At 71.6% G+C, this 25,157-nt stretch carries 28 protein-coding genes; 6 read left to right on the top strand and 22 right to left on the bottom strand.

The genetic code is table 11. The features are described 5' to 3' along the window. Window positions 1-15 precede the first annotated feature (15 nt). Window positions 16-993: a glycoside hydrolase family 18 protein gene (locus tag ACQP2X_RS19625; protein ID WP_498698971.1), complete on the top strand. Its 978-nt coding sequence runs from the start codon at window positions 16-18 to the stop codon at window positions 991-993. Here ACQP2X_RS19625 and ACQP2X_RS19620 read toward each other — a convergent pair. Both ACQP2X_RS19620 and ACQP2X_RS19615 read right to left on the bottom strand, forming a co-directional pair. Continuing rightward, complete coding sequence (locus tag ACQP2X_RS19620; protein ID WP_498698969.1) at window positions 990-1,841, bottom strand: serine hydrolase; 852 nt, start codon at window positions 1,839-1,841, stop codon at window positions 990-992. The two genes, ACQP2X_RS19625 and ACQP2X_RS19620, sit on opposite strands and share 4 nt — an antisense overlap. Before the next feature lie 249 nt (window positions 1,842-2,090). Further along, window positions 2,091-2,534, bottom strand: coding sequence for a hypothetical protein (locus ACQP2X_RS19615; RefSeq protein WP_498698968.1), 444 nt, complete (start codon window positions 2,532-2,534; stop codon window positions 2,091-2,093). Between the two features lie 69 nt (window positions 2,535-2,603). Between ACQP2X_RS19615 and ACQP2X_RS19610 the strand changes: the two genes are divergently transcribed. Further along, window positions 2,604-3,041 (top strand): MarR family winged helix-turn-helix transcriptional regulator, encoded by a 438-nt coding sequence (locus ACQP2X_RS19610; RefSeq protein WP_498698967.1) that lies wholly within the window; start codon window positions 2,604-2,606, stop codon window positions 3,039-3,041. Between the two features lie 4 nt (window positions 3,042-3,045). Continuing rightward, entirely contained in the window at window positions 3,046-3,525 is a 480-nt protein-coding gene (locus ACQP2X_RS19605) for a pyridoxamine 5'-phosphate oxidase family protein (protein WP_498698965.1), read from the top strand. 1 nt (window position 3,526) lies between these two features. Here ACQP2X_RS19605 and ACQP2X_RS19600 read toward each other — a convergent pair whose 3' ends face one another. The 12 genes from ACQP2X_RS19600 to ACQP2X_RS19545 form a co-directional block, all read right to left on the bottom strand. After that, the gene (locus ACQP2X_RS19600) at window positions 3,527-4,021 is read right to left on the bottom strand and encodes a flavin reductase family protein (protein WP_498698964.1); all 495 of its coding nucleotides are present in this window, start codon (window positions 4,019-4,021) and stop codon (window positions 3,527-3,529) included. Then, the gene (locus ACQP2X_RS19595) at window positions 4,014-4,496 is read right to left on the bottom strand and encodes an NAD(P)H-dependent oxidoreductase (RefSeq protein ID WP_498698963.1); all 483 of its coding nucleotides are present in this window, start codon (window positions 4,494-4,496) and stop codon (window positions 4,014-4,016) included. The genes ACQP2X_RS19600 and ACQP2X_RS19595 overlap by 8 nt, the downstream gene beginning before the upstream one ends. Before the next feature lie 111 nt (window positions 4,497-4,607). Further along, a complete protein-coding gene (locus tag ACQP2X_RS19590) occupies window positions 4,608-5,402 on the bottom strand; it encodes a riboflavin kinase (RefSeq protein ID WP_498698962.1) in 795 nt (264 codons plus the stop codon). 194 nt (window positions 5,403-5,596) lie between these two features. After that, a complete protein-coding gene (locus tag ACQP2X_RS19585) occupies window positions 5,597-6,976 on the bottom strand; it encodes an MFS transporter (protein WP_498698960.1) in 1,380 nt (459 codons plus the stop codon). Then, on the bottom strand, window positions 6,976-8,310 hold the full coding sequence (locus tag ACQP2X_RS19580; protein WP_498698956.1) for an NtaA/DmoA family FMN-dependent monooxygenase: 1,335 nt from the start codon (window positions 8,308-8,310) through the stop codon (window positions 6,976-6,978). The genes ACQP2X_RS19585 and ACQP2X_RS19580 overlap by 1 nt, the downstream gene beginning before the upstream one ends. Beyond that, window positions 8,307-8,945, bottom strand: coding sequence for a cysteine hydrolase family protein (locus ACQP2X_RS19575; protein ID WP_498698954.1), 639 nt, complete (start codon window positions 8,943-8,945; stop codon window positions 8,307-8,309). The genes ACQP2X_RS19580 and ACQP2X_RS19575 overlap by 4 nt, the downstream gene beginning before the upstream one ends. Next, on the bottom strand, window positions 8,942-9,991 hold the full coding sequence (locus ACQP2X_RS19570; RefSeq protein WP_498698952.1) for an LLM class flavin-dependent oxidoreductase: 1,050 nt from the start codon (window positions 9,989-9,991) through the stop codon (window positions 8,942-8,944). The genes ACQP2X_RS19575 and ACQP2X_RS19570 overlap by 4 nt, the downstream gene beginning before the upstream one ends. Before the next feature lie 20 nt (window positions 9,992-10,011). Further along, on the bottom strand, window positions 10,012-11,097 hold the full coding sequence (locus tag ACQP2X_RS19565) for an ABC transporter substrate-binding protein (RefSeq protein WP_498698950.1): 1,086 nt from the start codon (window positions 11,095-11,097) through the stop codon (window positions 10,012-10,014). Between the two features lie 29 nt (window positions 11,098-11,126). Continuing rightward, window positions 11,127-11,945 carry an ABC transporter permease gene (locus ACQP2X_RS19560; RefSeq protein ID WP_498698949.1) on the bottom strand — a complete coding sequence of 273 codons (819 nt, stop codon included), beginning with the start codon at window positions 11,943-11,945 and terminating at the stop codon, window positions 11,127-11,129. Next, window positions 11,942-12,733 carry an ABC transporter ATP-binding protein gene (locus ACQP2X_RS19555; RefSeq protein ID WP_498698947.1) on the bottom strand — a complete coding sequence of 264 codons (792 nt, stop codon included), beginning with the start codon at window positions 12,731-12,733 and terminating at the stop codon, window positions 11,942-11,944. Before ACQP2X_RS19555 ends, ACQP2X_RS19560 begins: the two co-directional genes overlap by 4 nt. Window positions 12,734-12,885: 152 nt before the next feature. Beyond that, window positions 12,886-13,728 (bottom strand): LLM class flavin-dependent oxidoreductase, encoded by an 843-nt coding sequence (locus tag ACQP2X_RS19550; protein ID WP_498698946.1) that lies wholly within the window; start codon window positions 13,726-13,728, stop codon window positions 12,886-12,888. A gap of 10 nt (window positions 13,729-13,738) precedes the next feature. Beyond that, a complete protein-coding gene (locus ACQP2X_RS19545) occupies window positions 13,739-14,599 on the bottom strand; it encodes a Vgb family protein (protein ID WP_498698944.1) in 861 nt (286 codons plus the stop codon). 65 nt (window positions 14,600-14,664) lie between these two features. Here ACQP2X_RS19545 and ACQP2X_RS19540 point away from each other — a divergent pair, with 65 nt between their 5' ends. Next, window positions 14,665-16,047 (top strand): diguanylate cyclase domain-containing protein, encoded by a 1,383-nt coding sequence (locus ACQP2X_RS19540; RefSeq protein ID WP_498698942.1) that lies wholly within the window; start codon window positions 14,665-14,667, stop codon window positions 16,045-16,047. A gap of 1 nt (window position 16,048) precedes the next feature. On the opposite strand, the gene ACQP2X_RS19535 is transcribed toward ACQP2X_RS19540, so the two are convergent. The 4 genes from ACQP2X_RS19535 to ACQP2X_RS19520 all read right to left on the bottom strand — a co-directional run bounded on the left by ACQP2X_RS19535 (window position 16,049) and on the right by ACQP2X_RS19520 (window position 19,893). Next, a complete protein-coding gene (locus ACQP2X_RS19535) occupies window positions 16,049-16,951 on the bottom strand; it encodes an aldo/keto reductase (protein WP_498698941.1) in 903 nt (300 codons plus the stop codon). Next, complete coding sequence (locus ACQP2X_RS19530) at window positions 16,948-17,448, bottom strand: hypothetical protein (RefSeq protein WP_498698939.1); 501 nt, start codon at window positions 17,446-17,448, stop codon at window positions 16,948-16,950. Before ACQP2X_RS19530 ends, ACQP2X_RS19535 begins: the two co-directional genes overlap by 4 nt. 9 nt (window positions 17,449-17,457) lie before the next feature. Next, on the bottom strand, window positions 17,458-18,600 hold the full coding sequence (locus ACQP2X_RS19525; protein WP_498698937.1) for a hypothetical protein: 1,143 nt from the start codon (window positions 18,598-18,600) through the stop codon (window positions 17,458-17,460). 99 nt (window positions 18,601-18,699) lie between these two features. Then, a complete protein-coding gene (locus ACQP2X_RS19520; protein ID WP_498698935.1) occupies window positions 18,700-19,893 on the bottom strand; it encodes an MFS transporter in 1,194 nt (397 codons plus the stop codon). An 83-nt stretch (window positions 19,894-19,976) separates the two neighbouring features. Here ACQP2X_RS19520 and ACQP2X_RS19515 point away from each other — a divergent pair, with 83 nt between their 5' ends. Next, window positions 19,977-20,867 (top strand): LysR family transcriptional regulator, encoded by an 891-nt coding sequence (locus ACQP2X_RS19515; protein WP_498698933.1) that lies wholly within the window; start codon window positions 19,977-19,979, stop codon window positions 20,865-20,867. 57 nt (window positions 20,868-20,924) lie between these two features. Next, a complete protein-coding gene (locus ACQP2X_RS19510) occupies window positions 20,925-21,647 on the top strand; it encodes a hypothetical protein (protein WP_498698932.1) in 723 nt (240 codons plus the stop codon). Window positions 21,648-21,671: 24 nt separating this feature from the next. Here the strand turns inward: ACQP2X_RS19510 and ACQP2X_RS19505 are convergent, their stop codons facing one another. Genes ACQP2X_RS19505 through ACQP2X_RS19490 form a run of 4 tightly spaced genes read right to left on the bottom strand, consistent with a single transcriptional unit; the run spans window position 21,672 to window position 25,146 of the window. Then, complete coding sequence (locus ACQP2X_RS19505) at window positions 21,672-22,238, bottom strand: HD domain-containing protein (protein WP_498698930.1); 567 nt, start codon at window positions 22,236-22,238, stop codon at window positions 21,672-21,674. Window positions 22,239-22,290: 52 nt separating this feature from the next. After that, window positions 22,291-23,094 (bottom strand): ABC transporter ATP-binding protein, encoded by an 804-nt coding sequence (locus tag ACQP2X_RS19500; protein WP_498698927.1) that lies wholly within the window; start codon window positions 23,092-23,094, stop codon window positions 22,291-22,293. 13 nt (window positions 23,095-23,107) lie between these two features. Next, window positions 23,108-24,148 carry a FecCD family ABC transporter permease gene (locus ACQP2X_RS19495; protein ID WP_498698925.1) on the bottom strand — a complete coding sequence of 347 codons (1,041 nt, stop codon included), beginning with the start codon at window positions 24,146-24,148 and terminating at the stop codon, window positions 23,108-23,110. Next, window positions 24,145-25,146, bottom strand: a complete 1,002-nt coding sequence (locus ACQP2X_RS19490; protein ID WP_498698923.1) for a FecCD family ABC transporter permease — start codon at window positions 25,144-25,146, stop codon at window positions 24,145-24,147. The genes ACQP2X_RS19495 and ACQP2X_RS19490 overlap by 4 nt, the downstream gene beginning before the upstream one ends. Window positions 25,147-25,157 lie beyond the last annotated feature (11 nt).

The raw sequence follows: 25,157 nt of genomic DNA, 5'->3' as shown, positions 1-25,157 counted from the left end.
CGATAAAGTGGGCAAATGCGCGTCCTCGCCGGGCTGTGTGGCCTGCTGCTGGTGGCCGGGTGCGGCAACGGTGACGAGGCGGCCTCGCCCACGCCGAGCGTGTCGGTCACCGGCAACCATCGGGTGTCGCCTTATCTGGACATCGAGAGCGGGACGGCGGACGTCACGGCCATCGCCGAGGCGACCGGGCAGGCCGACTACACCGTGGCCTTCGCGGTCGCGAACAGCGCCGGGGACTGCACGGCCACGTGGGGCGGCTCGACCGCGCTGGACGACGCCGGCGTGAAGGCCGACCTGGACGCGATTGCCGATCTGGGCGGGCAGATCACCGTGGCCACGGGCGGGGCCGACGGTACCTATCTCGAGGCCGTCTGCACCGCCACGGAGCTGGCCACGGCGTACGAGAAAGCCCTCGACGCCGCCGGCAGTAACCGGCTCGACGTCGACATCCTGATCGGCGACGGCCAGAAGTTCAGCGCCGGCACGGTGGCCACGGCCCTGGAGGCGGTGCAGGCCGCGCGGGACACGGTCGTGTCGGTCACCGTGCCGGTGGCCGAGGACGGCGACGGCCTGACCGACGACGCCACCGAGCTGCTGACAAGTGTGAAGAGCGCCGGCCTCGACGTCACGGTCAACGTCATGACGATGAACTTCGAGGCGTCCGGCGACTGGGGCACGGCCATGACGAAGGCGGCCGAGGCGGTCCGCGCCGACCTGGCCGCGATCTGGCCCGGCGTCGGCGACGCCGACCTGTACGAGATGCTCGGCGTAACCCCGATGATCGGCGTCAACGACAGCGGCGCCACCACGACGCTCGCCACCGCGCGGACCCTGCTCGACTACGCCGAGGAGAAGAAGCTGGGCCTCGTCCGCTTCTGGTCGGTCAACCGCGACAACGACGGCTGCTCCGGCGGATCGGTCAGCAGCTCGTGCAGCGGCATCTCGCAGAGCGACTACGCGTTCACTTCGCTGTTCGCGGGCTTCCGCTCCTAGTACTTCAGGTACTGCCTCGTCAGTTTCGCGACCTTCTCCACAAGAGCGATGCCGTCCTCGTACGTCTGGTTGTTGTGGGAAAGCACCGCCACCGAGACGTCGGTCTTGCGGTCGGTGGAGGTGATCCGGCCGATCGAGTTCACCGCCCACAGGCCGTTGTCGGCGTCGCGCGTGTCCCAGCCGTTCTTGACCGTGGCGACCTCGCCGGGCTTGGCCGCGGCCGGCACACCCCAGTCCTGGTCCTCCTGGACGCTGGTCATCAGCCCGAAGGCGTACTGCCGCGACGGAACCGACAGCGGGCTCTTCGGGTCGACGAACTCGGCCAGCAGGCGCACCTGGTCGTCGGCGGTGGTGCGGGTCAGGCCCCAGGCGCTGTTCACAGCGGTCTGGGTCAGGCCGAGTCGCTTGTTGCAGGCGGTCAGCCCCTGAACCTTGCCCAGGTCGCCGAAGAGCGCGGTGGTGGCGTCGTTGTCGCTGTTGCGGATCGACCGGGCGGTCAGGTCGCGCTGGTTCGTCGTGAGCTTGCGGTCGTCGTCCTGGGCCTGAAGCAGCGTGCAGGCGAGGATGGAGGCCTTGACGACGCTGGCGGTGTCGAATTTCTCGGTGCCCTTGAACTCGAACCGCTCCCCCGTCTTGCGGTCGAGGACCGCGACCGAGAACTCGGGAACGGTCGGGGCGAGCTTGGTGAGCGCCGCGGTGAGCTGCTGGCGGCGCTGGGCGCGCAGGGCGATCGCCGGATCGACGGTGGTCCGGGTCGGTGACGGCCCGCGCGAGGCCGACGACCCTCCGGAGTCGTCGCTGCCCTGGAGGCCCTGGACGATCAGCGCGCCGCCTCCGACTGCCACCACCGCTGCGACGATCAACGAGACGAGTGGGATTCGTTGCACCCGAGCATGGTGCCGTACGGGGTCAAAAATGGCGAGACCGTGAGGGATTGTTCAAAGTGAGCAACTATTCGCCCCTCAGATGCGTACCACCGAGCTGAGCCTCCCGAACGGCCGCCGTCTGGGCGTGCACCAGCAGGAAGGAGGTCACTCACGGTCTTTTCCGGTACGCGGGCCGCAGCACCCGCTCCGCGTACTCCTCGGCCAGCATCGTCACACCCTGGTGATGCTCCGCAGCACGGCCATCAGGAAGACCGGGATCAGAACGAAGTTCTTGACCGCGAACAGCGTGGCGTCCGCCGCCGGGCCGTCACCGACGAGGGCCGCCGTCAGGGCGTTGAGGGCGATCACGACCAGCAGGACGACGGCGAGCCGGACGGCGATCGGCACCCAGCCGGCGCCGACCGTGCGGGTCACGTCGTCGCCCAGCTCCCGCCACCGGTCCCGGTCGGCGAGGGCGGCCACGCTCCAGCCCCGGACGACGAGGATCATCGCGGCCACCAGCACCACCCGCAGCAGCTCCACGAGCAGCTCCAGCAGGCCGTTGTCGTCGCGGCTGAACAGTTGGTACGCGCGGAGGGCGGCAGGCACGAGCGCGATCGCCAGCAGCAGGGGGCTGCTGAAGTACGCCACCACCGACGCGCCGAGCAGCCGCATGACCCCTCCTGATTTACTAAGCCGTATAGTAGTAATTACTACGCCGAATCTAAGTAATTGGCGGTTCGCATGTCAACCGGTGAAACCCTCGGCCGCGACCTGAGCACCGCGGTCGTGCTCTTCCACCAGGCGGTCGCGGCGCGGCTGGGCCTGTCGGCCGGCGACTTCAAGACGCTCGAGCTGATCGCGGCCCACGGCCCGTTCAGCGCCAGCGAGCTGGCCGAGCGGACCGGCCTGACCGCCGCCGGCATCACCAGCGTCATCGCGCGGCTGGCGGCCGGCGGCCACGTCGTCCGCGAGACCGATCCGGCCGACCGGCGGCGCGCCGTCGTCCGCGCCGTGCCGGGCGGCCACCCGGAGCTGGCCGGCGCGTTCGCCGGGCTCGGGCGGGCGCTGGGCAGCGCCATGGGCGAGTACGCCCCCGCCGAGCAGGCGGCAATCGTCAGCTATCTGCGGCGCATGGTCGACGTGCTCCGTGCGGAGACCGTGCGGCTCGGGCGAGAATGAGGGCATGTCGCTGGACGAGCACGCGCGCGCGATCGTCGAGTCCAACCTTTACCTGACGCTGAGCACGGTCGGCACGGACGGGCGGCCGTGGGCCTCGCCCGTCTACTTCGCCCCCGCGGGCGAGCGCGACTTACTGTGGTGCTCCGAGACGAGCGCCCGGCACTCGGTCAACCTGGCGGAACGCCCACTGGTCGGCCTCACCGTCTTCGACTCCACAGTGGAGCCCTATCACGGACGCGCCGTCTACGCCGAGGCCGAGGCCTTCGAGGTGCCCGCCGGCGACGTCGGCGAGGCGCTCACGCGCTACCCCCGGCGTGACGGCCACGACGTCACGATGCTGGACCGCGACGACGTGACCGCCCCGTCGGACTACCGCCTCTACCGGGCCTCGTTGAGCGCCCTGTGGGTCCTCTGCCCGCGCGAGCCGCGCACTCCCTGCGCGTTGCACGGCCTGGCCAAGGACCATCGGGCCCGGGTCTTCTGACTCACGCGGCCGGCCGGTGCAGGCGTTCGTAGGCGCCGTTGAAGTAGAGCAGCGGATGGCGGTCCGGGTCGCTCTCCAGGGCCACCACCCGGCCGATCGTCAGGTAGTGGTCGCCGGTCTCGTGCTCCTGCTCCAATGTGCAGTCGATGGAGGCCAGGACCCCTTCCAGGATCGGGCTTCCGGTGCGGCCGGGCCGCCAGCTCACGCCACGCCACTTGTCGGTTCCCGTACGGGCGAACTGGTTGCACAGCTGTTCCTGACCGGCCTCCAGGATGTTCACGCAGAACGCGCCGGCGCCCCGGATCAGCGGATAGGAGGCGGACGCCCGCGACGGCGAGAACGCGATGAGCGGCGGGTCGAGCGACAGGCTGAAGAACGACTGGCAGGTCATGCCGACCGGCACGCCGTCGACGACGGCCGTGACCACGGTGATGCCCGAGGCGAAACCGCCCAGGACGCGGCGGAACTCGCGGCTCGCGACGACGGTGTCAGTCACGGCCCACCAGTCCCACGTTCGCCTTGCCCCACTCCTCGACGATGTCGGTGAGCGCGTCCATCCGCGACATCACCATGTAGAGACCCCGGGTGGGCACGCTGGCGCCCAGCTCCACCAGCAAGGGGCGCAGGTACGCCTCCACGGCCAGGGCGTGGTCGGGGGCGGCGCCGGTCATGACGGGGACGGCGGTGACGCCGGCCAGCCCGTTCGTCCCGTACCGGTCGAGGAAGGCCTTGAGCAGACCGGTGTAGGTGGCCTTGTAGGTCGGCGAGGCGACGATCAGCAGATCGGACCCGGCGACCCGGGCCGTGAGCTCGTCGATCTCGGGCTCGGGCCAGGTGAACAGGCGGCCGGCGTGGTCGGCGAGGTCGAACACGAGCCGGTCGTCACTCTCGAAGAGGTCGGCGACGGCTTCGGCGGTCGCCCTCGTACGGGAAAGGGGCTTGGGGTTGCCCACGAGAACAGTGATCTTCATGGCGGAGGCGTACTCCTTTACTAGCTCGGAACATCAGCCACCGCGGAGCAGTCCGGAATGGTCGCCAGGCACAGAGGGATGAGACCGGCCGTCTGCGGAGTTTCTTCTTTCTCAGGACCGCTGGACGAGAGTTTCCAGCTTGCCGTCAGGGTTGTAGAGCAGGACCTCGATGCCGAGGTCGCGAGCGGCGCGGGTGGTCCAGCCGGCCGGGCTGAAGACCTGGGCCACGGTCGCGCTCACGCAGAGCACGATGCGGCTCTCCGGGAACATCGACGACCGCAGCCAGGTCAGCTTGAACATGTCGGCCATCACCTTGTTGCGGTGAAGTGAACGGAACGTCCCCTGGTTGCCGACCATCTGCACGAGCAGCCCGCACGCCTCGTCGGCGCCCTCGATCTCGAGCCGGGTGCCGTCGCCGAGGTCGATCGACCGCGGCCGCAGATCGACGCCGAGCTCCTCGCTGAGGGCGAGCAGCATGGCACGCTCGATGCTGTCCGGGCCGAACCGGCGCCAGCCCCGCTCCTCGGCGTCCTCACCCATGGTCAACAGCCTACGGGCGGCCCGTTCGTCCGAGGCCATCGCCTCGACAAGCGCCTCGGCCGAGTCGAACCGCTCCTGCTCCCGGATGAGCGTCAGGATGCGCAGTTCCGCCCTCCTTCCGTACATGTCCTCGTCCCGGTCGAGGACATAGGCCTCGACGGTCCGCACCTCCCCGCCGAAGGTGGGGTTGGCCCCGACCGACACCAGCGCCGGTGCCGCCGCCCCGCCGTCGAGCGCGAACATGCCGAGATAGACGCCGTCCCCCGGCAGCGAGGCAGGCTCGTCGACGGCCAGGTTGGCTGTCGGAAACCCGAGAGGACGGCCACGGCCGGCCCCGTGAACGACCCGACCGCGAACGACGGTCAACCCGGAGCCACCCGCCCCGCGACTCGTCACGCCAGGCCCAGCCGGATCGGGACCGCCGCCCGTCGCAGCGCCCGCACCACGACCCGTCACGCTGGGTCCGGCCGGGACGGGGCCGCGGGCCGTCACGCTGGGTCCGGCCGGGACGGGGCCGCGGGCCGTCACGCTGGGTCCGGCAGGGACGGGGCCGCGGGCCGTCACGGCGCACCTACCAGAGCCGGGGCCGTGACTGCGGCCGGGGACGATCGGTGGCGCAGCAATGCCGTCACCAGACCGGCCGCGGCGACCAGGAACAGCGCGGCCAGGACCGCGCAGGCCGCCTCGTAACCGGCGAAGCCGGCCACCGCGAAGACCGCGAGCGGTCCGATCGCGGCGCCGATGTCACCGGCGGTGCGGGTGAGGCCGATGACTCCCCCGGCCGCCGACGCCGGATAGGCGTCACCGGTGACGACGCCGGGCAGGACGCCGATGACGCTCGTGGCCAGGGAGTAGGCCACGATGGCCACGGCGAACCCGGCCGGCACGTGCAGAAGCGGCAGGCACAGCATCGCCACCGCGCCGGCGATGCCCGCGGGCACCAGCAGGGCGATCCGGGCGCCGCGGTCGACCCAGCGGGCGATCAGCGGCATCGCGGCCAGGCTGGCCACGGTCCCGGCCGCGGTGGCCAGGCCGAGCGTGAACGGTTTCAGGCCACCACTGTCGTACGCCAAGACCGGCACGAGGCCTTGCTCGCCCGCGAACCGCACGAAGAACGTGGCGAACGCCTCCGCACAGAGCGCGACAAGCAGCCAGGTCCGCTTCGGCACCCGCGCCCCCACCGGCTTCCCCAGCTTCCCCGGCGCCAGCTCTCCCGCGGCCAGCGTCTCCGGGACCGGCGACTGCGGGACCGGCGATTGCAGGGCCGGCGACTGCGGGACCGGCGATTGCAAGGCCGGCGATTGCAAGGCCGGCGACTGCGGGGCCGGGGCGGCGAACGACCAGTAGTGCGCCGCCGGCCGTGCCAGGTCCCAGAGCAGCACCGCCAGGACCGGCAGGGCCGCCACGGCAAACGTCCAGGCCGGCCCGACCAGGCCCACCACGGATCCGCCGAGCAGTGCGCCGGCCCCGGCCGTGCTCATCTGCACCACCGTGGCCGTGGCCATCACCGCGCCCCGGCGTGCCGGTGGCGCCCCGGCCACCAGCAGGGCGAACCCCACCGTGACGGCGGCACCTCCCAGCACGCCGGCGACCAGCCGGAAGCCGATCAGTGGCCCGGCCGAGGTGGCCAGCCCGGTCAGCGCCGTGACCAGGGCCAGCGCCAGCAGCACGACCCGCAGGTAGGCCCGGGCCGGGAATCGGCGCAGGGCCAGGCCGGCCGGGATGTTAGCGATGATTCGCCCCACGGCGAAGGCCGCCACGAGCGGGCCGAGAAGGCCGACCGCGATGCCGTAGGAGTTCAGGTAGACCGGCAGCACCGGCACCGTGACACCCCACGTCATCTGGGCCGTCCCGATCAGCGCGCAGACAAGCACCGTCTGCTCGGCCGTCGACGAGCCTGGCGACCGCGACCCGGGGCGGGAGGATGGCGAGGAGCGCATCAGACCGCGAGGTTCTCGCGAAGCGTGCGGCCCTGATAGCGCGGCGCCAGAGTTCCCCGCCGGCGCAGCTCCGGTGCCAGCAGCTCGGCCAGGTCGGCCAGGCCCGAAGGCATCGCGAGCGGGCTCGACAACATGTAACCGCCACGGGCGCCGGTGGCCGCGAAGTTCTCCTCCAGCGCGTCGGCCACCGTGCCCGGGTCGCCCAAGATCGTGTGGTCCATGCCGGTGGCGCTGCGCCAGCCGTGCTCGAAGAACTCCGTGCGGCTCATCTCGTAGTCCTCGCCGTGCTCGGCCAGCAGCGTGCCGATCAGGCCGCCCGGCGTCGCCCGGGCCTCGGCCGCCTGCCGCTTCAGCTCGCCGAGTGGGAACGACGACGGCAGCTTCGAGAAATCCACGCCGGCGTTGTGGGACAGGAACGCGCCGACCGCGTCCTCGCTCCAAAACGTCAGCACCTCGTCGCGCCGGGCCCGGGCCTCGTCCATGGTGCGACCCACGATGACCTGGGTGGCCCACAGGATGCCGACCGACGACGGGTCGCGTCCCTCCTCCTTCAGCGCCTCGTCGAGCATCGTGCGGTGCCGCTGCTGCGACGGCAGGCTGCCGCCGAAGCCGAAGACCAGGTCGGCGAAGCGGGCCGACGCCGCGATGCCCCGCGGCGAGTTGCCGGCCTGCACCAGCATCGGCGCCACCTGGGGGCTCGGCACGCTCGGCAGCGGGCCTTGAACGTCGAAGAACTTGCCGTGGTGGTGGATGGCCCGCACCTTGGCCGGGTCGGCGAAGCGGCCCGTCTCCCGGTCCCGGACGATGGCGTCCGCGTCGACCGAGTGCCACAGCGCCTGGCAGACGTCGATGAACTCCTCCATCCGCTCGTAGCGCATGTCGTGGGCCATCAGCTGGTCGAAGCCGTAGTTGGCGGCGTCCGCGCTCCGCGTCGAGGCGACCACGTTGAACGCGATCCGCCCGCCGGTGACGTGGTCGAGCGAGTTGAGCAGCCGGGCCACGTAGAACGGGTGCATGAACGTCGACGAGTAGGTCAGCCCGAAGCCGATGTGCGAGGTGACCGTCGACATGGCCGCGATGATCGGGCTCATGTCGTGCCGCGGCCACTGCACGCCCCATTCGACGGCGGCGTCGATCGAGCCGCGCCACGTGTCGGGGATGCCGGTGCCGTCGCCGAAGAAGAGCATGCCGATTCCGGCCCGCTCGGCCGTCTGGGCGAGCTCCATGTACATCCGCGGGTCCGGGAAGTCGCGCCCGACCCACGAGCCGCGCCGGGCCCAGCGCCCCTCGGTGTGCGTGAACGACAGGTCGAAGGCGAGGTGCATGCCGCTCATGCCGTCACCCACAGATCCGGGAGCTCGTCGCTGTCGCTGAGCGCGGCGACGTTCATGGCCAGCACGGCCAGCGAAGCTTCGTTCACTTCTTTGTCGTACGCCGCGACGCCGTCGACCGGGAGCAGGACGGGCCAGTCCAGCTGGAACGCGTCGGTGGCGGTGGCCGCCACACAGCATTCGGTGGTCAGCCCGCAGACCGCGACCCACTCGGTGCCCGCCGCGCGCAGCTGGGCCTCGAGGCTGGTGCCGAGGAAGCCGCTGTAGCCGCGCTTGACCACCCGGATCTCGCCCGCGAAGGGTTCGACGCCGTACCACTGCGCGCCGGAGGTGCCGAGGACACACGGCTCGTCCGGCCCGTACGGAGCCGAAGGGTCACCCGCTCGCAGCCATTGGCTCGCCTGCCATGGATTGCGGGGATCGCTGCCCAGCTCGACCCAGGCCACCGTGACGCCGGCCGCGCGGGCGGCCCGCACGAGCTTGCCGACGACGGCGACCGTGTCGGCGACGACCGAGAGGTCGGCCCCGTAGCCCGCGATCATCGAAGGGTCGGCGAACGACCGCTGCACGTCGACGACGATGAGCGCGCCCTTACGGCCGGCCAGCGCCGCAAGCTGCGCCGCGCGAAGGTCGCTCATGAGTCGCCTCGCAGGGACGGCAGCACGGCCTCACCGAACGGGAGCATGTCCGCGTGGTAGTCCGGGAAGATGAGCATCAGGCCGTCGAGCTCGGCCTTGGCCGTGATCTGCTCGATGTGCTCGATGACCTTCTGGGGGCCACCGGTGACGTACGGCGTCTGGAAGGCCTCCGACCCCGTCGCCCCGTCGGCCCAGGCCCGCGCCGTGTCGGCCGGGATGCCCCACGAGGTGCGCATGCCGATCAGCGCCTCCTTGTCGAGCCCTTCGCCGTAACGCGCCGCCTTCGCCTCCGCCTTCGCGTCGGTCTCGTCGAGGACGACCGTCAACATCGAGTACGTCTTGACCTCGCGCCCGTGCGACGCACCCTTGTCGTGGACGTACCGCGAGAACTCACGCATCTGGTCGAGGTTGTCGGCGCTCAGGAACGCGCCGTCCGCGTACTTCGCCTGGAAGTCCCGCCCGGCCGCCGACCGCCCGGCGCTGATGATGGTCGGCCGCACCGCCGGGTGCGGGCGCGACTCGCAGGCGTCGAGCGTGAAGAAGTCACTCTTCATCGTCACCACGTCCTCGGTCCACAGCCGGCCCACCGCCTGCGTCCACTCCTCCGTCATCCGGTAGCGGTCGGCGTGCGACAGCTCGGCGTCCCAGAGCCCCATCTGCTGGAACTCGTCGGCGTACGAGCCGTTCACGATGTTCATGCCGGCCCGCCCGCCCGAGACGTCCTGGAGCGTGGTGAACATCTTCGCCGCCACCGCCGGGTGGTGGATGTTCGCGTGCATGGTGGCCCAGATCTTCACCGTCGAGGTCGCCTCGGCCAGGGCCGACATCATCGTCATCGACTCGAGCGTCTGGCCCCAGTGGTCGGTGCTGCCGCCGAATCCCTTCCACTTGGCCATCGACATGATGAAGTCGAGGCCGATCTGCTCCGCTTCCACCGCCACCCGCCGGTTGTAGGCGTAGGTCGCCTCCGGGTGCGGCGCGGTCGACGAGATCATCCAACCGCCGTTGCCGATCGGCAGGAACACGCCATATTCCTTGCTTGACATATTCGTTCTCCCTTTCGGCTTTACGGCGCGGGCCAGATCAGCTTGTCACCGTCGTAGATCGCTTTGATGTACGACGCGTCGAATTCGCCGGCGGCCTGGTCCGCGGAGATGGTGGTCTTGGTGTATTTGTTGAGCATCTCGGCAAGTGAACGGACGTTCGCGTCGTCGATCGCGCCGAGCGCCGCGCCGGACGACAGGCTGTCGCGCACGACCTTGTCCTCGGTCTGCCAGACGGCGAGGTTCTGCTTCTCGTCGTATCCGGCGCCGGTCAGCTCGGCCGCCGCCTTCACGCACTCCTCGGCGTTGTCCTCGCAGTAGGCGAAGGCGTGCAGGCCGGCCCGGAGGAAGTCCTGCACGGCGGTCGGGTTCTTCGCCGCGAAGTCGGGGTTCACGGCCATCGCGCCGAGCGAGCCGGGCACCTTGTAGTCGTACGGCCGCCAGACGGTCACCGGCGTGCCGGCCGCCTTGAGCTGATTGGGCTCGTTGGAGATGAAGCCGGTGAGCGACTTGACCTGTCCCCGGGTCAGCACGGACGGGTCGTAGCCGACCGTCACCTGCTTGACCGAGCCGAAGTCGGCGCCCGCCTGCACCAGCATCGCCTGCACCCCGATCGGCATGGCGCCCTTCTGGCCCAGTGTCGTGCCGTCCAGCTGCTTGAGGTCGGTGACGTCGGTCTTGGTCATCAGGACCTCGAGACCCACGTTCGAGTACGAGGAGATGCCCGTGACCTTGATGCCGTTGGCGTTGGCCGAGAGCACGTCCTGCTGGCTGACCGGGCTGAAGGTGACCTTGCCGCTGGCCAGCAGCTTGGTGTTCTGGCTGGTGTCGCCGGTGCCGGGCTGCATGGCGACGTCGAGGCAGACCGCGTCGAAGTAGCCGAGCTTCTTGGCCGCGGCGTACTCCAGGATCGAGGCCGACGCCTGCCACTGGTAGCCCGACAGGTAGGTGACCTTCCCGGCCGCCTTGTTCTTCGCGCAGCGGTCGGCCGAAATGGCGGTGCCGGCCGCGGCCTCGGCGGCCGAGGACGAAGAGGACGAGCCGCAAGCGGCGGTGGATATCAGAAGGGCGGCGGCCGAAAAAGCCGCAAAAAGGGTACGAGTACGCATGGAAAGTCTCCGTCAGAGAGAGCGTTAACTTATTTGGCGCCGGCGCGGGTCTCGTGCCAGTGCAGGAGACGGCGCTCCAGCAGCGTCACGACCAGCAGCAGCAGGGAGCCGAGCACGGCCAGGATCGCGATCGACGCGTAGACGGCGGCCAGCCGGTTCATGGACGAGGCGAGGCTGATCGCCGTGCCCAGTCCCTTGGACGACCCCGCGGCCGACAGCTCCGCGACCACCGCCCCCACCACCGAGAGCGGGAAGACGATCCGCAGCGCCGCGAACAGGTACGGCAGCGAGCTGGGAACCCGGATGTACCAGAGCGTCTCGAGCCGTGAGGCGTGCATGGTCTGGTAGACCTGCAACACCGGCAGCGGCACCGCCCGCAGACCCATCGACATGTTGATGAGCACCGGGAAGAAGCAGATCAGCCCGGTCACGATCAGCTTGGGCGCCGCCCCGAAACCGAACGCCACCACCAGCGCGGGCGCGATCGCCACCAGCGGGGTCACGTTGAGGATGACCGCGACCGGCATGATGGCCCGCCGGGCCAGCGTGAACTCGCTGACCACGACCGCCAGCACGAAGGCCACCGCGGTGCCGATGGCGAGGCCGCCCACGGCTTCCCGCAGCGTCACGAGGGCGTTCTCGAGGTAGTAGCCGGCGTCCTGGGTCAGGGTCTGCCCGATGTCGCCGAGCGGCGGCAGCAGGTACGGCATGCGGGCGGCGCCCCACTGCCACAGCGCGCCGAGCACGGCCAGCATGAGCACCAGCGGCAGCCATTTGGCCGGGTGCAGGAAGGCCAGGGAGACGCGCTTGCGTGCTTCCACAAGCACTGCGGGCTCAGCGATGGTCATGAGGCGATCGCATTCGCGTAGTGGAACGCTCCGCGGAGCCGGTCGCGCACGAGGTCCTCGTACGCGTGGAACTCCGGGGTCTTCAAGAGTGCCTGCCCACGGGGGCGCGGAAGGTCGATGTCGATGACGTCGGTGATCCGGCCCGGCCGGGGCGCCATCACGACGATCCGGTCCGAGAGCCGCACGGCCTCGCTGACCGAGTGCGTGATGAACAGGACCGTGGCCTTGAGCTCGTCCCACAGGTCGAGCAGCTGCTCCTGGAGCGCCTCACGGGTGAACTCGTCGAGCGCCGAGAACGGCTCGTCCATGAGCAGGACGTCGGGGTGCAGGCCGAAGGCGCGCACGATCGCCGCCCGCTGCTGCATGCCGCCCGAGATCTGCGACGGCAGCTTGTGCATGACGTCGCCCAGCCCGGCCTTGCTCAGCAGGTCGACCATGTCGGCCGTGCTGCGGCCCTTCCTGCGGTTCACCTTCTTGGGCAGCGACACGTTCTTGAGGACCGACAGCCACGGCAGCAGGGCCGGGGTCTGCGGCACCAGGCCGAGCATCTTGTCGGCCGCCGCCCGCTCCGGCGTGAGCCCGCCCACGGTGATCTGGCCGGCGTCCGGCGTCTCGAGCCCGGCCACGGCCCGCAGCAGCGTCGACTTGCCGCAGCCGCTGGGCCCGATCACGCTGACGAAGGTGCCGGTCTCCACGGTGAGAGCGACGTCGTCGAGGGCGGTCAGCGAGCCGCCGGCGCCGATGTCGTAGACCCGGCGCACCCCGGTGACGCGGATTTCTCCGCTCATGCGGAATTTCCGAACATAGCGGTCTCCAGACAGATAGAAATCGTCAATGGAGCCGGAGAAGCGTGCGAGGCGAATACGAGGATATGACTCGCGAGACTCAAGCTGAGAAGAAACTAAGGACGGCGTGATTCCGCCAGAAGTATCGGAGGTTTCTACGCCGTAAACTCGGCTTTCTCCAGTACGGCGAACTGCCGCTCCGCGTCGTCGCCACGCGGCCACAGCACGGCGATGCGGGTCGCGCCCAGCTCGGTGTAGCGGCCCACGCAGTCGCGGAGCGCCTCGGCCGAGGCGAGCGGCTGCTCACCGCCGTAGCCGAGCACCACCACCGTCGACGGCATCGCCCGCCCGGCCGACGAGCACGCCTCCCGCAGCCGGTCGAACTGGCGCGCCACCTCGGCCTGGGGTGTGGCCGACCGCTTCCGGACGTCCTGCGTGACGAACCAGTCGGCCCGCTCGGCGGCCAGCGCGATCCCGCGCGGCCCGGTCGCGGCCACGGCCAGCGGCGGCCGTCGCGGAAGGGCCCCGCCGAGGCCGGCCGCGCGGGCGGTGAACCACTCGCCCTCCAGGGTCGGCGCCGGCTCGGTCAGCAGCGTGTGGACGTGCTCGGTGAACTCCACGAACCGGCGGCCCCGCTCGGCCGCGCTCAGCGGCGGCGTGCCCAGCGCCTCGGCGTCGTCGCCGGGCCCGCAGGCGCCCAGCCCCAGCACGAACCGGCCGCCGCTCACGTCGTCGAGGGCGAGCGCCGCCTTGGCCGTGGTGACGGGGTGACGGAAGTTGGGCGCGGTCACCATCGTGCCGACCCCGATGGTGCTCGTGGTGGCCGCGGCGGCGGCGAGCACGGCGTACGCGTCGTGCCAGACCGGCCGCCCACCGAGAACGAGATGGTCCCAGAGCCAGCCCCGCCCGATGCCGAGCCGCTCGGCCCGCTCCCACTCGCCCCGCAGCTCCCGCCACGGACGGTCCGGCCACATCACCGCGTCGATCGTCGCTCCCACGGGCCGCAGCCTACCGAGGCCGTACTTCCAGGCGGGCCAGGGCGCCGGTCTCCAGGGCCGCCCAGACCGCCCCGTCCGGGCCGAGCGCGATGCCGTGCGGCTCGCTGCCGGGGGTCGGCAGGTCGTACGACTCGATCGTGCCCTCGGGGGTTATCGAGCCGATCCGGTTGCCGGCCCATTCGGTGAACCACAACCGGTCGTCCGGGCCCGCCGTGATGGCGTGCGGGCGCCCGGCCCGGTCGGGCAGCGGGAACTCGGTGATGGCGCCGTCCGGGGTGACGCGGCCGATCTGACCGGCGCCGATCTCGACGAACCACAGGGCGCCGTCGCGGCCCGCGGTGATGCCGACCGGGGCCGCGCCCTCGGTCGGCAGCGGATGAACCGCCGTCGCGCCGTTCATGTCGACGCGGCCGATCGCGTTGCCCTGGTTGAGGGTGAACCACATCGCGCCGTCGGGCCCGGCCGTGATGGCGGACGGGAAGGAGCCGGTGGGGAACTCGGTCACCGAGCCGTCGGCCGTCACCCGCCCGATCCGGTCGGCCGCGCTCTCGGTGAACCACATCGCCCCGTCCGGGCCGGCCGCGATGCCGAACGGACCGGCCGACGGTGTCGGCAGGGTGACCTCGCTCAACTCGCCGGCGGGCGTGATCCGGCCGAGCCGGTGCGTCCCGTACGACGTGAACCAGAGCGCCCCGTCCGGCCCGGCCGTGATGATCGTCGGCCGGGAGGCGGGCCCGACGTCGAACGTCGCCGCGGGCACGAGCCGCCCGACCTGCCCGAGCGTCACCAGCGTGTACCAGAGGGCGCCGTCGGCGCCGGTCGCCAGGGCGTACGGGCCGCCGGGCACCGGGAACTCCTCGATCCGTGTCATCCACCCGATCCTGCCCGATGCGAAGAAATGCTCAAGTCGGCGGCCGGGCGGGCGATGGGCGCGTCATGCCCCGGGGACCCCTGCTCGCGTACGCCGTGGTGGCTCTCCTGGCGGCCTCGGCCTATCCGATGGCGCCGGAGGGCGCCCATCCCCTGCTGTACTTCCTGATCGGCTCGGCGTCCCTGGTGCCGGCCGCTCTCGCTCTGCGGAAGCGGCGCGGGCCGTCGGTGCTCATCGTCGCCGGGCTCGCCGTCATCAACGCCGGCGGCCTGTGGGCCGCGATCCAGCTCGGCCTGACCGACAACCGCGACCTGACCTCGCTGGTCTTCATCGTGGCGGGCCATCTGCTGCTGCTCGCGGCGGCCGTGTGGATCGTGCTGCGGCACGGGCGCGGCGACATCGGCGGCATCCTCGACGCGGCCGTGATGGCCGTGGGCCTCGTCGGGCTGCTCTGGACCGTGCTGGTGCAGCCGAGGCTGGACGCCACGGCCATGTCCACCGGTTCGCGGGCCGGCCTGCTCGTGATGGCCCTGTGCCTGGCCGGGATGCTCGGCGCCCTGCTGCGGGTGGAGAGCGCCGGCCGGGAGTCGCTGCTCGCCCTGCGCGCCTTCGTCGTGGTCCTGCCGCTGGCCCTCGTGGGCAATCTGAGCCTGCTCTGGTACGCCGCCGACACCCCGCTGACCCGGCCGGGCTGGGTCGACACGCTCTTCCTGGCCGGATACATCGTGGCCGGGGCCGGCGTCGCCGACCGTTCGATGGACCAGTTGCAGCGCCCCGGCCCGGTCTCGGTGGACCGGCTCGGCCCGGGGCGGCTCGCCTTCCTGGGTGGCGCGCTCGCGCTCAACCCGATCGTGGCCGCCGTCCAGCAGCTCGCCGGCCGGCCGATCGACGCCGTGCTGCTGGCGGTCGGCACGGCGGTGATCGTGCCGATGGTGATGGTCCGCATCGGCATGCTGTCGGCGCAGCGGTCGCGGGCCGAGCGGGCGCTGGCCCACGAGGCCACCCACGACGCGCTGACCGGCCTGGCCAACCGCAAGAAGTTCCTGGACGCGCTGGACGCCGAGCTGGCCTCCGGAGCGGCCCCGCTCATCCTGTTCTGCGACCTCGACGGCTTCAAGGCGGTGAACGACGGCCTGGGTCACGTCGCCGGGGATCAACTGCTGCGACAGGTCGCCGTACGCCTGACGGGCTGCGTCCGTGGGACCGACCTGCTCGCCCGGTACGGCGGCGACGAGTTCGTCGTCCTCTGCCGCGACGCCTCGGCCGAGGTGGTGCCGCGGATCGAGGCCGCCTTCGCCGCGCCGTTCGTGGTCACCGGCGAGCACGCCTCGGTCGGCGTGAGCGTCGGTGCGGTCCGGGCCGCTCCCGGCGACGACGCCGTCTCGGTGCTGCGCCGGGCCGACGGCGCCATGTACGAGGTGAAGTCCCGCCGCGTCACCGCCGCCTGAGTCAGCTCCAGGCCAGGGTCGAGCGGTGCGACCAGTATTTCTCGGGTGGCTCGGCCAGGTCGGCCAGCGCGTCGAGGTCGACGTCGAGGGCCGGGGCGCGCAGGTTCGAGTCGAGCTGTTCGCGGGTGGCCGCGCCGGAGAGCACCACGTTGGCCCACGGCTGCCGCAGGGCCGCGGCCAAGGCGACCGCGTCCGGCGAGGCACCCAGGGAAGGCATGGCGGCCAGGCGGCCGTTGGCCATCGCCTCCTTGACGATGACCAGGCAGCCCGCCTCGTGGGCCTCGGCCAGGGCCGGGCCGGCCGAGGTCTCGAGCAGGTTCCACGTGGCCTGGATGCTGCGGAACAAGGGTTCGCCGTCGATGCGTACGGCCAAAGCCTCTCGAATCGCCGTGGCCTGGGCCGGACCGCTCGTGGAGACGCCGACGATGATGCCCTGTGCGGCCAGACCGGCCAGCCGGCGGTGCAGCACCTTGTCGGTCAGCGCCGGGCTGTGCGGGGTGACCGAGTGGACGTGGTAGATGTCGAGGCGCTCGCCGAGCAGGTCCTGGGTCTCCTCGATCTGCCGGTCGAAGGTGGCCACGCTGTGGTCCTTGACCTCGTGCACGTCGGCGTCGACCCGCCAGCCGGCGGTGTAGGTGTAACCCCATTTGCTGCCCACGACGACGCCCACCGGATCGCGGGCGACCAGCCACGCGGCCAGGAACTCCTCCGCGCGGCCGTAGGACCGGGCGACGTCGAAATAGCGGACCCCCTGGGCGTACGCCTCGTCGAGCAGCGCGAACACCAGCGAGCGCATCGCGTCGACAGTGCGGTCGGCGGGCAGGTCGGCGTCGCGGCCCAGGTTGATGTACCCCGGGCGGGCGACGGCGGCCAGGCCCAGGCCGATGCCCCGAACCGAGATCAACGGCTGGAGGCCGTGCGGGCGGCGATCATCTGCGAAGCGGTCAGGCGATCGGCCGGCACCGAGGCGGTCGGCCGGCGCCCGGCGCGGCGGAAGCCGTCGTCGGTGCGCGGCGCGATCAGGTCGGCCGTCGGGATCTTGGTCTCGGACGCCGGCGCGGGCGTGCTGAGATCGGGATAACGGTTCTCCCACGCCTGCCGGACGCGGTCGGGAATGTGCAGGTGGCGCCAGAGACGGCGGAGCACGCCGGGATGCAGGAGATCGTTGATCTCGCAGCAGTCCGCGGCCTGGCACAGCACGGTCTGATAGGCCAGCCGCTGTTGCGCGGGGTCCTCCAGATCGAACCGGCGGCGGGACTTGTGACCGGCGGCCATGTGGTGCGGGAGCTCCAGCACCCCCACGCTGTGGCCACGAAGGTCGTCGAGTCGTTCGGGGACGGAGGGTGCCCGATCCTGAGGGCCGCGTTGCCGGCGGCCGTCGCGGGCGGCGACGTACGGCATGGGCCCAGGCTAAGCCCGGCGGCGCGCCCCGGGTACCCGGTCGGCCGGATCGGTTACGCGGGTGCCGAAAGTGACCGTGTCGCGCAGCCGGCGCTTCATGCCACGCAGCCGGGTCAGCGGGCCCGGCGGGCGCTTCTCCAGCGGCCGGTCGAGCGAGGCGGCGTGCCCGAGCATGCCCACGATGGTGTCGATCGCCGCCTCCAGCACCTGGGTGTCCGGCAGCTGGTCGGGGGTGGGCCCGGTCACCGGCACGGCCACCGGGCGCAGCTCGTCCAGGTCGCCCACGATGTCGCACGGATAGTCGCGCAGCGTGGCGATCTGTTCCTCGGCCACCGAGAGGACCCAGGCCGCCCGGTCGGCGCCGATGCCGAAGCGCAGCGTGTTGGCCCGCTGTTTGAGGACCGCGTCGACCAGGTGCCGCTGGACGACCCGCTGATAGGGCACCCGGTGCGGGTACAGGTCGCCCAGGGCCTGGTTGACCCGGCGCAGCAGCTCGATCTCGGCCGCGCCGAGCGAGACGTTCGCGGTGGGCTCCGAGGGCTCGCAGAGGTCGGCGGGGACCCCGATGACACCGGCGAAGCGCTGCCACAGCAGGTCGTACGGCGCTCCGGCGGGCGGCACGGTGATCAGATGCCGCTGCCCGGGCGGCAGCAGGTCGCCCCAGCGGCGCAGCATCCGATCGGCCGTGTGCTCGTCCCAGAAGGCCTGGTAGCGGCCCTTCTCGACGGCCGACAGGAAGTCCTCGAAGCGCCAGGTGCTGCGGCCCCGGATGCTCTGCTGCCACATCGAAGGCAGCGTGCGCCACAGGTCGCGCCCGGCCACGATGACGTGCACCTCGGCGCCGCCGAAGCTCTCCAGCGCCCGCGCCGCCTGCTCCCGCGTGGCCGCGCCCAGCCCCTCACTGCTGATCACCGCGTCGCCCGGCCACGCGGCGGCCAGCCCGGCCAGGCGGTCCCAGGTCCAGCCCGACGACGGGTCGTACCAGGGCACCTCCCGCAGATCGGCCATGCCCTGGTCGTGGGCGTAGAGGGTGTGCGGGACCAGAACGCCGGCGCGGTCGCGGAGGAGGTCCGCGTTTCCCCACAGGACGTTCTGGATGTAGGTGCTGCCGGTTTTCGGCGCACCGATGTGCAGAAAGACTCGCCGGGCCACGCGGCCATCTGATCAAAGTCGACTGGGAAAGTCGTAAAACACTCCCAAGAGTTCCCTCAAGAGGCGTAATTGCCGCAACTCGGGATGAAGTTCCGGCGTTCAGCGGACGGCTGGCTTCAGAGCGGGTACACGCCGCAGGGTCATCGCGAGGACCCCGCCGGCGCCCACGAAGACCGAGGCGAGCGCCACGACGGCCGGCCACGCGCCCAGCGACCAGGCCGTGCCGGCCAGGCTGCCGAAGATCGACGAGCCCGCGTAGTAGGCGAACAGGTAGAGCGAGGCCGCCTGCCCGGCCGGCACTCCACCGGCGTGCGCCCGCACCGGCACCCAGCCGCTGGCCACGCCGTGCACGCAGAAGAACCCGGCGGTCATCACGGCCAGCCCGACCACCATGACCGGGAGCTTGTCCGGCAAGGTGAGCAGCAGGCCCACGGCGGTCAGGAGGCATCCGAACGGCATGACCGCGCGCCGGCCGTACCGATCGGCCAATCGGCCCGAGACGGCCGAGCTCAGCGTGCCCACCGGATAGACCAGGAAGACCGCGCCGGCCGCGCCCGCGCCGAGCAGGAAGGGGGCGCTGGTCAGCCGGAAGCCCATGGCGTTGTAGACGGAGACGAACGCGCCCATCGCGCAGGCGCCGATCGCGTAGAGGCTGAGCAGCGCCGGGTCGCTGAGCGCACGCCTGGTCATGGCCGCCGTCGGCCGGGGCACGAAATTGCGCGACCCCGGCAGCAGCACGGCCACCACGACGGCACAGACCACCCCGACCAGGGCCACCGCGGCCAAGGCCCATCTCCAGGTGTACGCCTCGGCGACCCACCCGGTGACGAGACGACCGGCCATGCCGCCGAGCGCGGTGCCGCCGATGTAGAGCCCGGCCGCCCTCGCGTGCGTGCCGGGGTGCAGCTCCTCCCGCAGATAGGCGGTGGCCACGGCGGGCAGCCCGGCCAGCGTGACGCCCTGCACCAGCCGCAGCGCGAGCAGCACGTGCCAGGTCGGGGCCACCGCGCAGGCCAGCCCGACGACCGCCGAGAGCGCGAGCGACAGATGGATCAGCCGGGTGCGGCCGACCTTCTCCGACAGTGGCCCGGTGATCAGCAGCGCCACGCCCAGGCCGACCGTGGCCAGCGACAGCGACCAGGCGCTCTGCGCGGGCGTCACCCCGAACGCGCCGGCCAGGTCCGGCAGCAGCGCCTGCGTGCTGTAGAGCAGGGCGAACGTGGCGACCCCGGCCGCGAACAGGGCCAGGCAGATCCGGCGATAGCCGGGCGTACCGGCGCGATGGGTGCTCACCCGCTCGACTCTCCGCCCGGAATTTCCATGCGTCCAATGCATAAGATCAATTGCTGCGATGCGTACACCGTATGATCCGAGCCGTGCTCATCGAAGACCTCCGCGCGCTGCTCGCCCTGGGTGAGCACCGCCACGTCACCGGGGCCGCGACCGCGCTCGGCACCACCCAGCCCACCCTGTCCCGGCTGCTGAAGCGCCTCGAGGACGAGGTCGGGGCCCGGTTGTTCGAGCGCGACGCCCGCGGCGTGCACCCCAATCCGCTCGGCGAGGTGACGCTGGCCGCCGCCCGCGACATCGTCGACCGGCACGACCGCCTTCGCAGCGACCTGGCCGGCCTGCTCGACCCCTCGTCGGGCACCGTGCGGCTGGCCTTCCTCGACTCGATGGCGACCTCGCTCGTCCCGCGCATCCTGCGCGACGTCCGCCGCCGGGCCCCGCGCATGCGGATCGAGCTGCGGCAGGAGCCCGGCCACGAGATGCTGCGCGACCTCGACGCGGGCCTCTCGGAGCTCGCTCTCATCTCACCGCGCCCGTCCGGGCCGTACGGCTGGATCGCTCTGCAGACCCAGAGCCTGGCCCTGATCGTCCCGCCGGACCACCGCTGGGCCTCGAGGACCAGGACCGTGCCGCTGGCCGAGGTGGCGAAGGAGGACTTCGTGACGATCCCGCCCGGCTTCGGCTTCCGGCAACTGGTCGACGATCTGTTCCAGGCGGCCGGGGTGACGCCGCGGGTCGCCTTCGAGATCGGCGACCTGGCCACGATCGAGGGCCTGGTCGGCGCCGGCCTGGGCGTGGCGCTGGTGCCCGAGCAGTTCGTCGGCGCCTCCGGCACCATCGGGCTGGCCCTGGCCGCTCCGGGCGCCGAGCGGGTGGTCGGCCTCACGTGGCGTACCGACCGGCGCCTGGGACCGGCCGCCGCCCGGTTCCGCGACTTCGTCGAGCGCGAGGCCCCGTACGGGTTAACGGAGGATTAACGAGAAATGGCCCCCCGTTGATGATCGTTTAACGGAAGGTCATGTACGGTTGTTCGAGTGAGTTCGCGACCTTCTATGTGGGGATTCTGGCAACCGCCGTCGGATCAGGCCGATGACCTGCGGGTTATTTCCCGTCAGGCCGACCTGGTGGAGCTGAAGCTCCTCATTCCGGACGGTGGTCCCGTCGGTGGCCAGGCCCGGAAGGTCTACTTCCTCGACACCCCCGCGCTGGCGCTCAAGCGCGACGGCATCGTCGTGCGGGTCCGCGAGCGGGCGGGCCGCCCCGACGACATCGTCGTCAAGCTGCGCCCGATGCACACGCGCACCGTCCCCGGCTGGCTGCGCCGCTCCCCCGGCTTCCACGTCGAGGTCGACGCCATGCCCGGCAACTACGTCTGCTCGGGCGCGCTCAAGCAACAGCTGGGCAAGGGCAGTGTGGCTCAGGCTCTGAAGGCCGGGAAACCCCTGACGTCGTTGCTCTCGGCGCGCCAGCGGCGGCTGCTTTCGGTGTACGCACCATGCGAGCTCGACGACCTCAGGACGTTCGGCCCCGTCAAGGCGCGCAAGCGTCGCGTGAAGGTGCGCGGCCTGGCCCTGACCGCGGAACGCTGGGTCTACCCCGACGGTTCGGCCCTGCTGGAGCTCTCCACCAAGTGCCCGGTCGACGAGGCCGCGGCGGTGTCGGCCCGGGTGTCCCGGGCGCTGCGCAAGGACGGCATCGCCCCGGCCGAGTTCCAGCACACCAAGACGGAGCGGGCCCTGACCCAGGCGGCGGCCTGACCGCTCGGGCTGCGACCTGGCCGCTCAGGCGGCGCGCACGCCGGCCGGGATGCTCAGCCGTGACATCACACGCTGCACGGCCGCGCGCAGCATCGGCGCGCGGCGGGAGTGCACGGCCGCGTTCGGCGAGCCGGGACCGTGCCGGCGGAGCATGTCGGCCATCCGGTCCTCGAAGTCCATGCTGCGCCCGTAAGGCCCCACGGTCTGATCGGCGTACGTCAGCCCGTCGCTGACCGGCGTGTGCTCCTGAGGAAACTCGGCGAGCGCGCTCTCGAGCCCCTTGACGTGCGCCACACAGATCGCGCCCGAGTGGTGGGCGACCAGCCCGGCGATCCGCATCGGCCACTCGAGCCGCTGGAGGTGACGTGCGCCGTCGAGCGGGTGGAAACCGGTGTCCACCAACGCCTCCGCGTAGCCGATGTCGTGCAGCCACGCGGCCGCCACGAGAACGTCGGCCTCCTCGGCGCTGACCGTCGCGCTGATCTGCGTGGCCCGCTCGGCCACCCCGGCCGAGTGCTGCCATCGCTCCGGCAGGTCGGCCAGCAGCCGTTCGGCGAGGTCACGAGCGTCGGCGACGAGCGGGCGGATCATGCCGTAACGGTAACTCCGCAAACATGAACAACAGGTGTACGGAACTTATACGTTAGTTGTGCGCGGCCCGCCGGCGGGCCCGGTCGGCCGGGACGACCATCGGCGTGCCGGTCTCCGGGTCGTCCATCACCCGGCACGGCACCCCGAACACCTCCTCCACCAGGGCCGGCGTCATCACCTCGGCCGGTGGCCCCTGCGCCACGACACGGCCCGCCTTCATCACGATCAGGTCGGTGGCGTAGCGGCAGGCGTGATTGAGATCGTGCAGAACGGCCACGATCGTGCGCCCCCGCTCGTGCAGATCGGCGCAGATGTCCAGCACGTCGAACTGGTGGGCCAGATCGAGGAAGGTCGTCGGCTCGTCGAGCAGCAGGATGCCGGTCTGCTGAGCGAGCACCATCGCCAGCCACACCCGCTGCCGCTGCCCGCCGGACAGCTCCTCGGCGAACCGGTCGGCCAGTTCGCTCACCTCGGTCAGCCGCATGGCCTCGGCCACCGCCGCCTCGTCCTCGGCCGACCACTGCCGCAACATCCGCTGGTGCGCGTACCGCCCCCGCCCGACCAGATCCTCGACCACGATGCTGTTCGGCACGACCGGGCTCTGCGGCAACATGCCGAGCCGCCGGGCGACTTCCTTGGAGGCGTACGACGTGATGCCGTTCCCGTCGAGCAGAACCGTGCCCGACACCGGCTTGAGGACGCGGGCGAGCGCCTTGAGCAGCGTCGACTTGCCACAGGCGTTGGGGCCCACGATCACCGTGAAGGACCCGTCGGCGATGCCCACGCTCAGCCCCTCGGCGACCACCCGCTCCTCGTAGGCGAGAGTCAGCTCCTCGCCCCGCAACCGCACACTCATCAGCCCTCGCCCTTCACGCTCGTGCTCTTCCCCGGCGCCACTCGTGCACCAGGAGCCAGGTCAGATAGGCGCCGCCCAGGGCGGCGGTCACCACTCCGACCGGCAGGTCCTGTTCCGGCAGCACCCGCTGGGCCAGCCAGTCGCCGGCGGTCAACAGAGCGGCGCCCATCGCGGCCGCGGGCAGCACCCCGGGACCCGCTCCGCGCGTCAAGCGGGCCGCGAGGTGGGGCGCGGCCAGCGCCACGAAGCCGATCGGGCCGGCCGCGGCCACGGCGGCCGCGGTGAGCAGGACACCGGCCAGGGCCAGGGCGATCCGGCGACGTTCGACGGGCACGCCCTGGAGCGCGGCCGTCTCGTCGCCCAGGCGCAGCATCGACATGTCGCGGCCGAGGCCGATGACGAGGGGCAGGATCACCAGCAGTGGGAGGCCGACCATGGCCACGTCCAGCATCGAGCGGCCGCCGACGCTGCCGATCTGCCAGTGCTGCGCCTGCAGGGCGTCGGTCAGGCGGGCCCGCAGCACCAGGTAGGAGTTGAACGCCTCGAGCAGCGCGGACACGCCGATGCCCATGAGCACCAGGCGGAACGGCTGGGCGCCGCGTTTGAAGGCCAGCAGATAGATCACGACGGACGTGGCCAGGCAGCCGGCGACAGAGGCCACGGCGACCGGCACACCCCGCACGTGGAAGACCAGAATGGCCAGAAGCGCGCCGGTCGCCGCGCCCACGGTCAAGCCGACGAAATCGGGGCTGCCGAGCGCGTTGCGCGTGAGGCTCTGGAAGATGGCGCCGCTCGCGCCGAGGGCCGCGCCCGCGAGCAGCGCGACCAGCACCCGCGGCAGGCGCAGGGTGAGCACGATGAACTCGGTGCCGGCGTCGCCCTGGCCGATCAGCGTTTTGAAGACCTCGCCGACCGGCACCGGGAAGTCGCCCGAGGCCAGGTTCACCACCGCGATCGCGAGCGCCGTCACGGCCAGCACGGCGCCGACGACCAGTGGGCGTACGGGCAAGCGCAGTCGCACCGGCCCCTTGGCGATGAGAAGCCGGGCCGTCATAGCGTTCCCAGGCGGCGCCGGCGGCAGAGGGCCAGAAAGACGGGCGCGCCGGCGAACGCGGTGACGACGCCGGCCTGAAGCTCGGACGGGGCCACGGCGACGCGGCCGATGATGTCGGCGACCAGCAGCACCGTCGGGCCCACCACCAGCGAATAGATCAGGACCCAGCGATGGTCGGGGCCGGTGAGGAGCCGGGCGACGTACGGCACGGCGAGGCCCAGGAACCAGATCGGGCCGACCGCGGCCGTGGCGGCGCCGCAGAGCAGGGTGATGGCGGCGATGCCGAGCAGGCGGATGACTCTCGGGCTGGCGCCGAGCGCCACGGCGGCCTCGTCGCCCAGGCCGAGCGCGTTGAGGCGGCGACCGAGAGCCAGGGCCAGCACGATGCCGATCAGCATGAACGGGGCGACCTGGGTGACAGTGCTCGCGTCGCGGTCGGCGAGCGAGCCCACATCCCAGTAGCGGTAACGGTTGAACGCCTCGGGCCTGGTGACGAGCACGGCCCAGACGAAGGCGCCGAGCACCGCGGTGATGGCGACACCGGCCAGAACCTGGCGTTCGGGTGTGGGGTTGCGGCCGGTGCCACCGACCGCGAAGACGGCGGCGGCGGTGAGCGCCGCGCCGGCGAACGCGAACCACACGTACCCACCGGCGTTGCCGACGCCGAGGAAGGCGATGGCGACGACCACGGCGGTGGACGCGCCGAGGTTGACGCCGAGCAGGCCGGGCTCGGCGAGCGGGTTGCGGGTCAGCGCCTGCATGAGCGCGCCGGCCAGGCCGAGCGAGGCGCCCACGCCGATGCCGAGCAGGGTGCGGGGAATCCGCAGCCCTCTGACCACATCGGACGCCACCGAGCCGTCGGCGTGCCCGAGAACCCGCCACACGTCGGCCAGGGGCACCGACCGGGTGCCGATCGCGAGGCTCAGCGCCGCGGTGACGAGGAGCGCGGCGACGGCGAACGCCAGGACCACAGTTCGTTTCCTGCGCACCGCGGTCATCCGACCCCTTC

It is taken from the genome of Actinoplanes sp. CA-131856 (genome assembly GCF_050956135.1).
GTDB lineage: Bacteria > Actinomycetota > Actinomycetes > Mycobacteriales > Micromonosporaceae > Actinoplanes.
Note: the sequence above shows the minus strand (reverse complement) of the source record. Positions and strands in the feature narration are given on the sequence as shown.

Excerpts from the sequence above, each read along its gene's own strand:
- ACQP2X_RS19605 (WP_498698965.1), top strand. The coding sequence starts at position 3,046 with ATGTCGCTGGACGAGCACGCGCGCGCGATCGTCGAGTCCAACCTTTAC.
- ACQP2X_RS19540 (WP_498698942.1), top strand. The coding sequence starts at position 14,665 with ATGCCCCGGGGACCCCTGCTCGCGTACGCCGTGGTGGCTCTCCTGGCG.
- ACQP2X_RS19565 (WP_498698950.1), bottom strand. The coding sequence starts at position 11,097 with ATGCGTACTCGTACCCTTTTTGCGGCTTTTTCGGCCGCCGCCCTTCTG.
- ACQP2X_RS19555 (WP_498698947.1), bottom strand. The coding sequence starts at position 12,733 with ATGAGCGGAGAAATCCGCGTCACCGGGGTGCGCCGGGTCTACGACATC.
- ACQP2X_RS19530 (WP_498698939.1), bottom strand. The coding sequence starts at position 17,448 with ATGCCGTACGTCGCCGCCCGCGACGGCCGCCGGCAACGCGGCCCTCAG.
- ACQP2X_RS19490 (WP_498698923.1), bottom strand. The coding sequence starts at position 25,146 with ATGACCGCGGTGCGCAGGAAACGAACTGTGGTCCTGGCGTTCGCCGTC.
- ACQP2X_RS19615 (WP_498698968.1), bottom strand. The coding sequence starts at position 2,534 with ATGCGGCTGCTCGGCGCGTCGGTGGTGGCGTACTTCAGCAGCCCCCTG.
- ACQP2X_RS19625 (WP_498698971.1), top strand. The coding sequence starts at position 16 with ATGCGCGTCCTCGCCGGGCTGTGTGGCCTGCTGCTGGTGGCCGGGTGC.
- ACQP2X_RS19560 (WP_498698949.1), bottom strand. The coding sequence starts at position 11,945 with ATGACCATCGCTGAGCCCGCAGTGCTTGTGGAAGCACGCAAGCGCGTC.
- ACQP2X_RS19585 (WP_498698960.1), bottom strand. The coding sequence starts at position 6,976 with ATGCGCTCCTCGCCATCCTCCCGCCCCGGGTCGCGGTCGCCAGGCTCG.
- ACQP2X_RS19545 (WP_498698944.1), bottom strand. The coding sequence starts at position 14,599 with ATGACACGGATCGAGGAGTTCCCGGTGCCCGGCGGCCCGTACGCCCTG.
- ACQP2X_RS19495 (WP_498698925.1), bottom strand. The coding sequence starts at position 24,148 with ATGACGGCCCGGCTTCTCATCGCCAAGGGGCCGGTGCGACTGCGCTTG.
- ACQP2X_RS19570 (WP_498698952.1), bottom strand. The coding sequence starts at position 9,991 with ATGTCAAGCAAGGAATATGGCGTGTTCCTGCCGATCGGCAACGGCGGT.
- ACQP2X_RS19500 (WP_498698927.1), bottom strand. The coding sequence starts at position 23,094 with ATGAGTGTGCGGTTGCGGGGCGAGGAGCTGACTCTCGCCTACGAGGAG.
- ACQP2X_RS19575 (WP_498698954.1), bottom strand. The coding sequence starts at position 8,945 with ATGAGCGACCTTCGCGCGGCGCAGCTTGCGGCGCTGGCCGGCCGTAAG.
- ACQP2X_RS19505 (WP_498698930.1), bottom strand. The coding sequence starts at position 22,238 with ATGATCCGCCCGCTCGTCGCCGACGCTCGTGACCTCGCCGAACGGCTG.
- ACQP2X_RS19610 (WP_498698967.1), top strand. The coding sequence starts at position 2,604 with ATGTCAACCGGTGAAACCCTCGGCCGCGACCTGAGCACCGCGGTCGTG.
- ACQP2X_RS19595 (WP_498698963.1), bottom strand. The coding sequence starts at position 4,496 with ATGAAGATCACTGTTCTCGTGGGCAACCCCAAGCCCCTTTCCCGTACG.
- ACQP2X_RS19580 (WP_498698956.1), bottom strand. The coding sequence starts at position 8,310 with ATGAGCGGCATGCACCTCGCCTTCGACCTGTCGTTCACGCACACCGAG.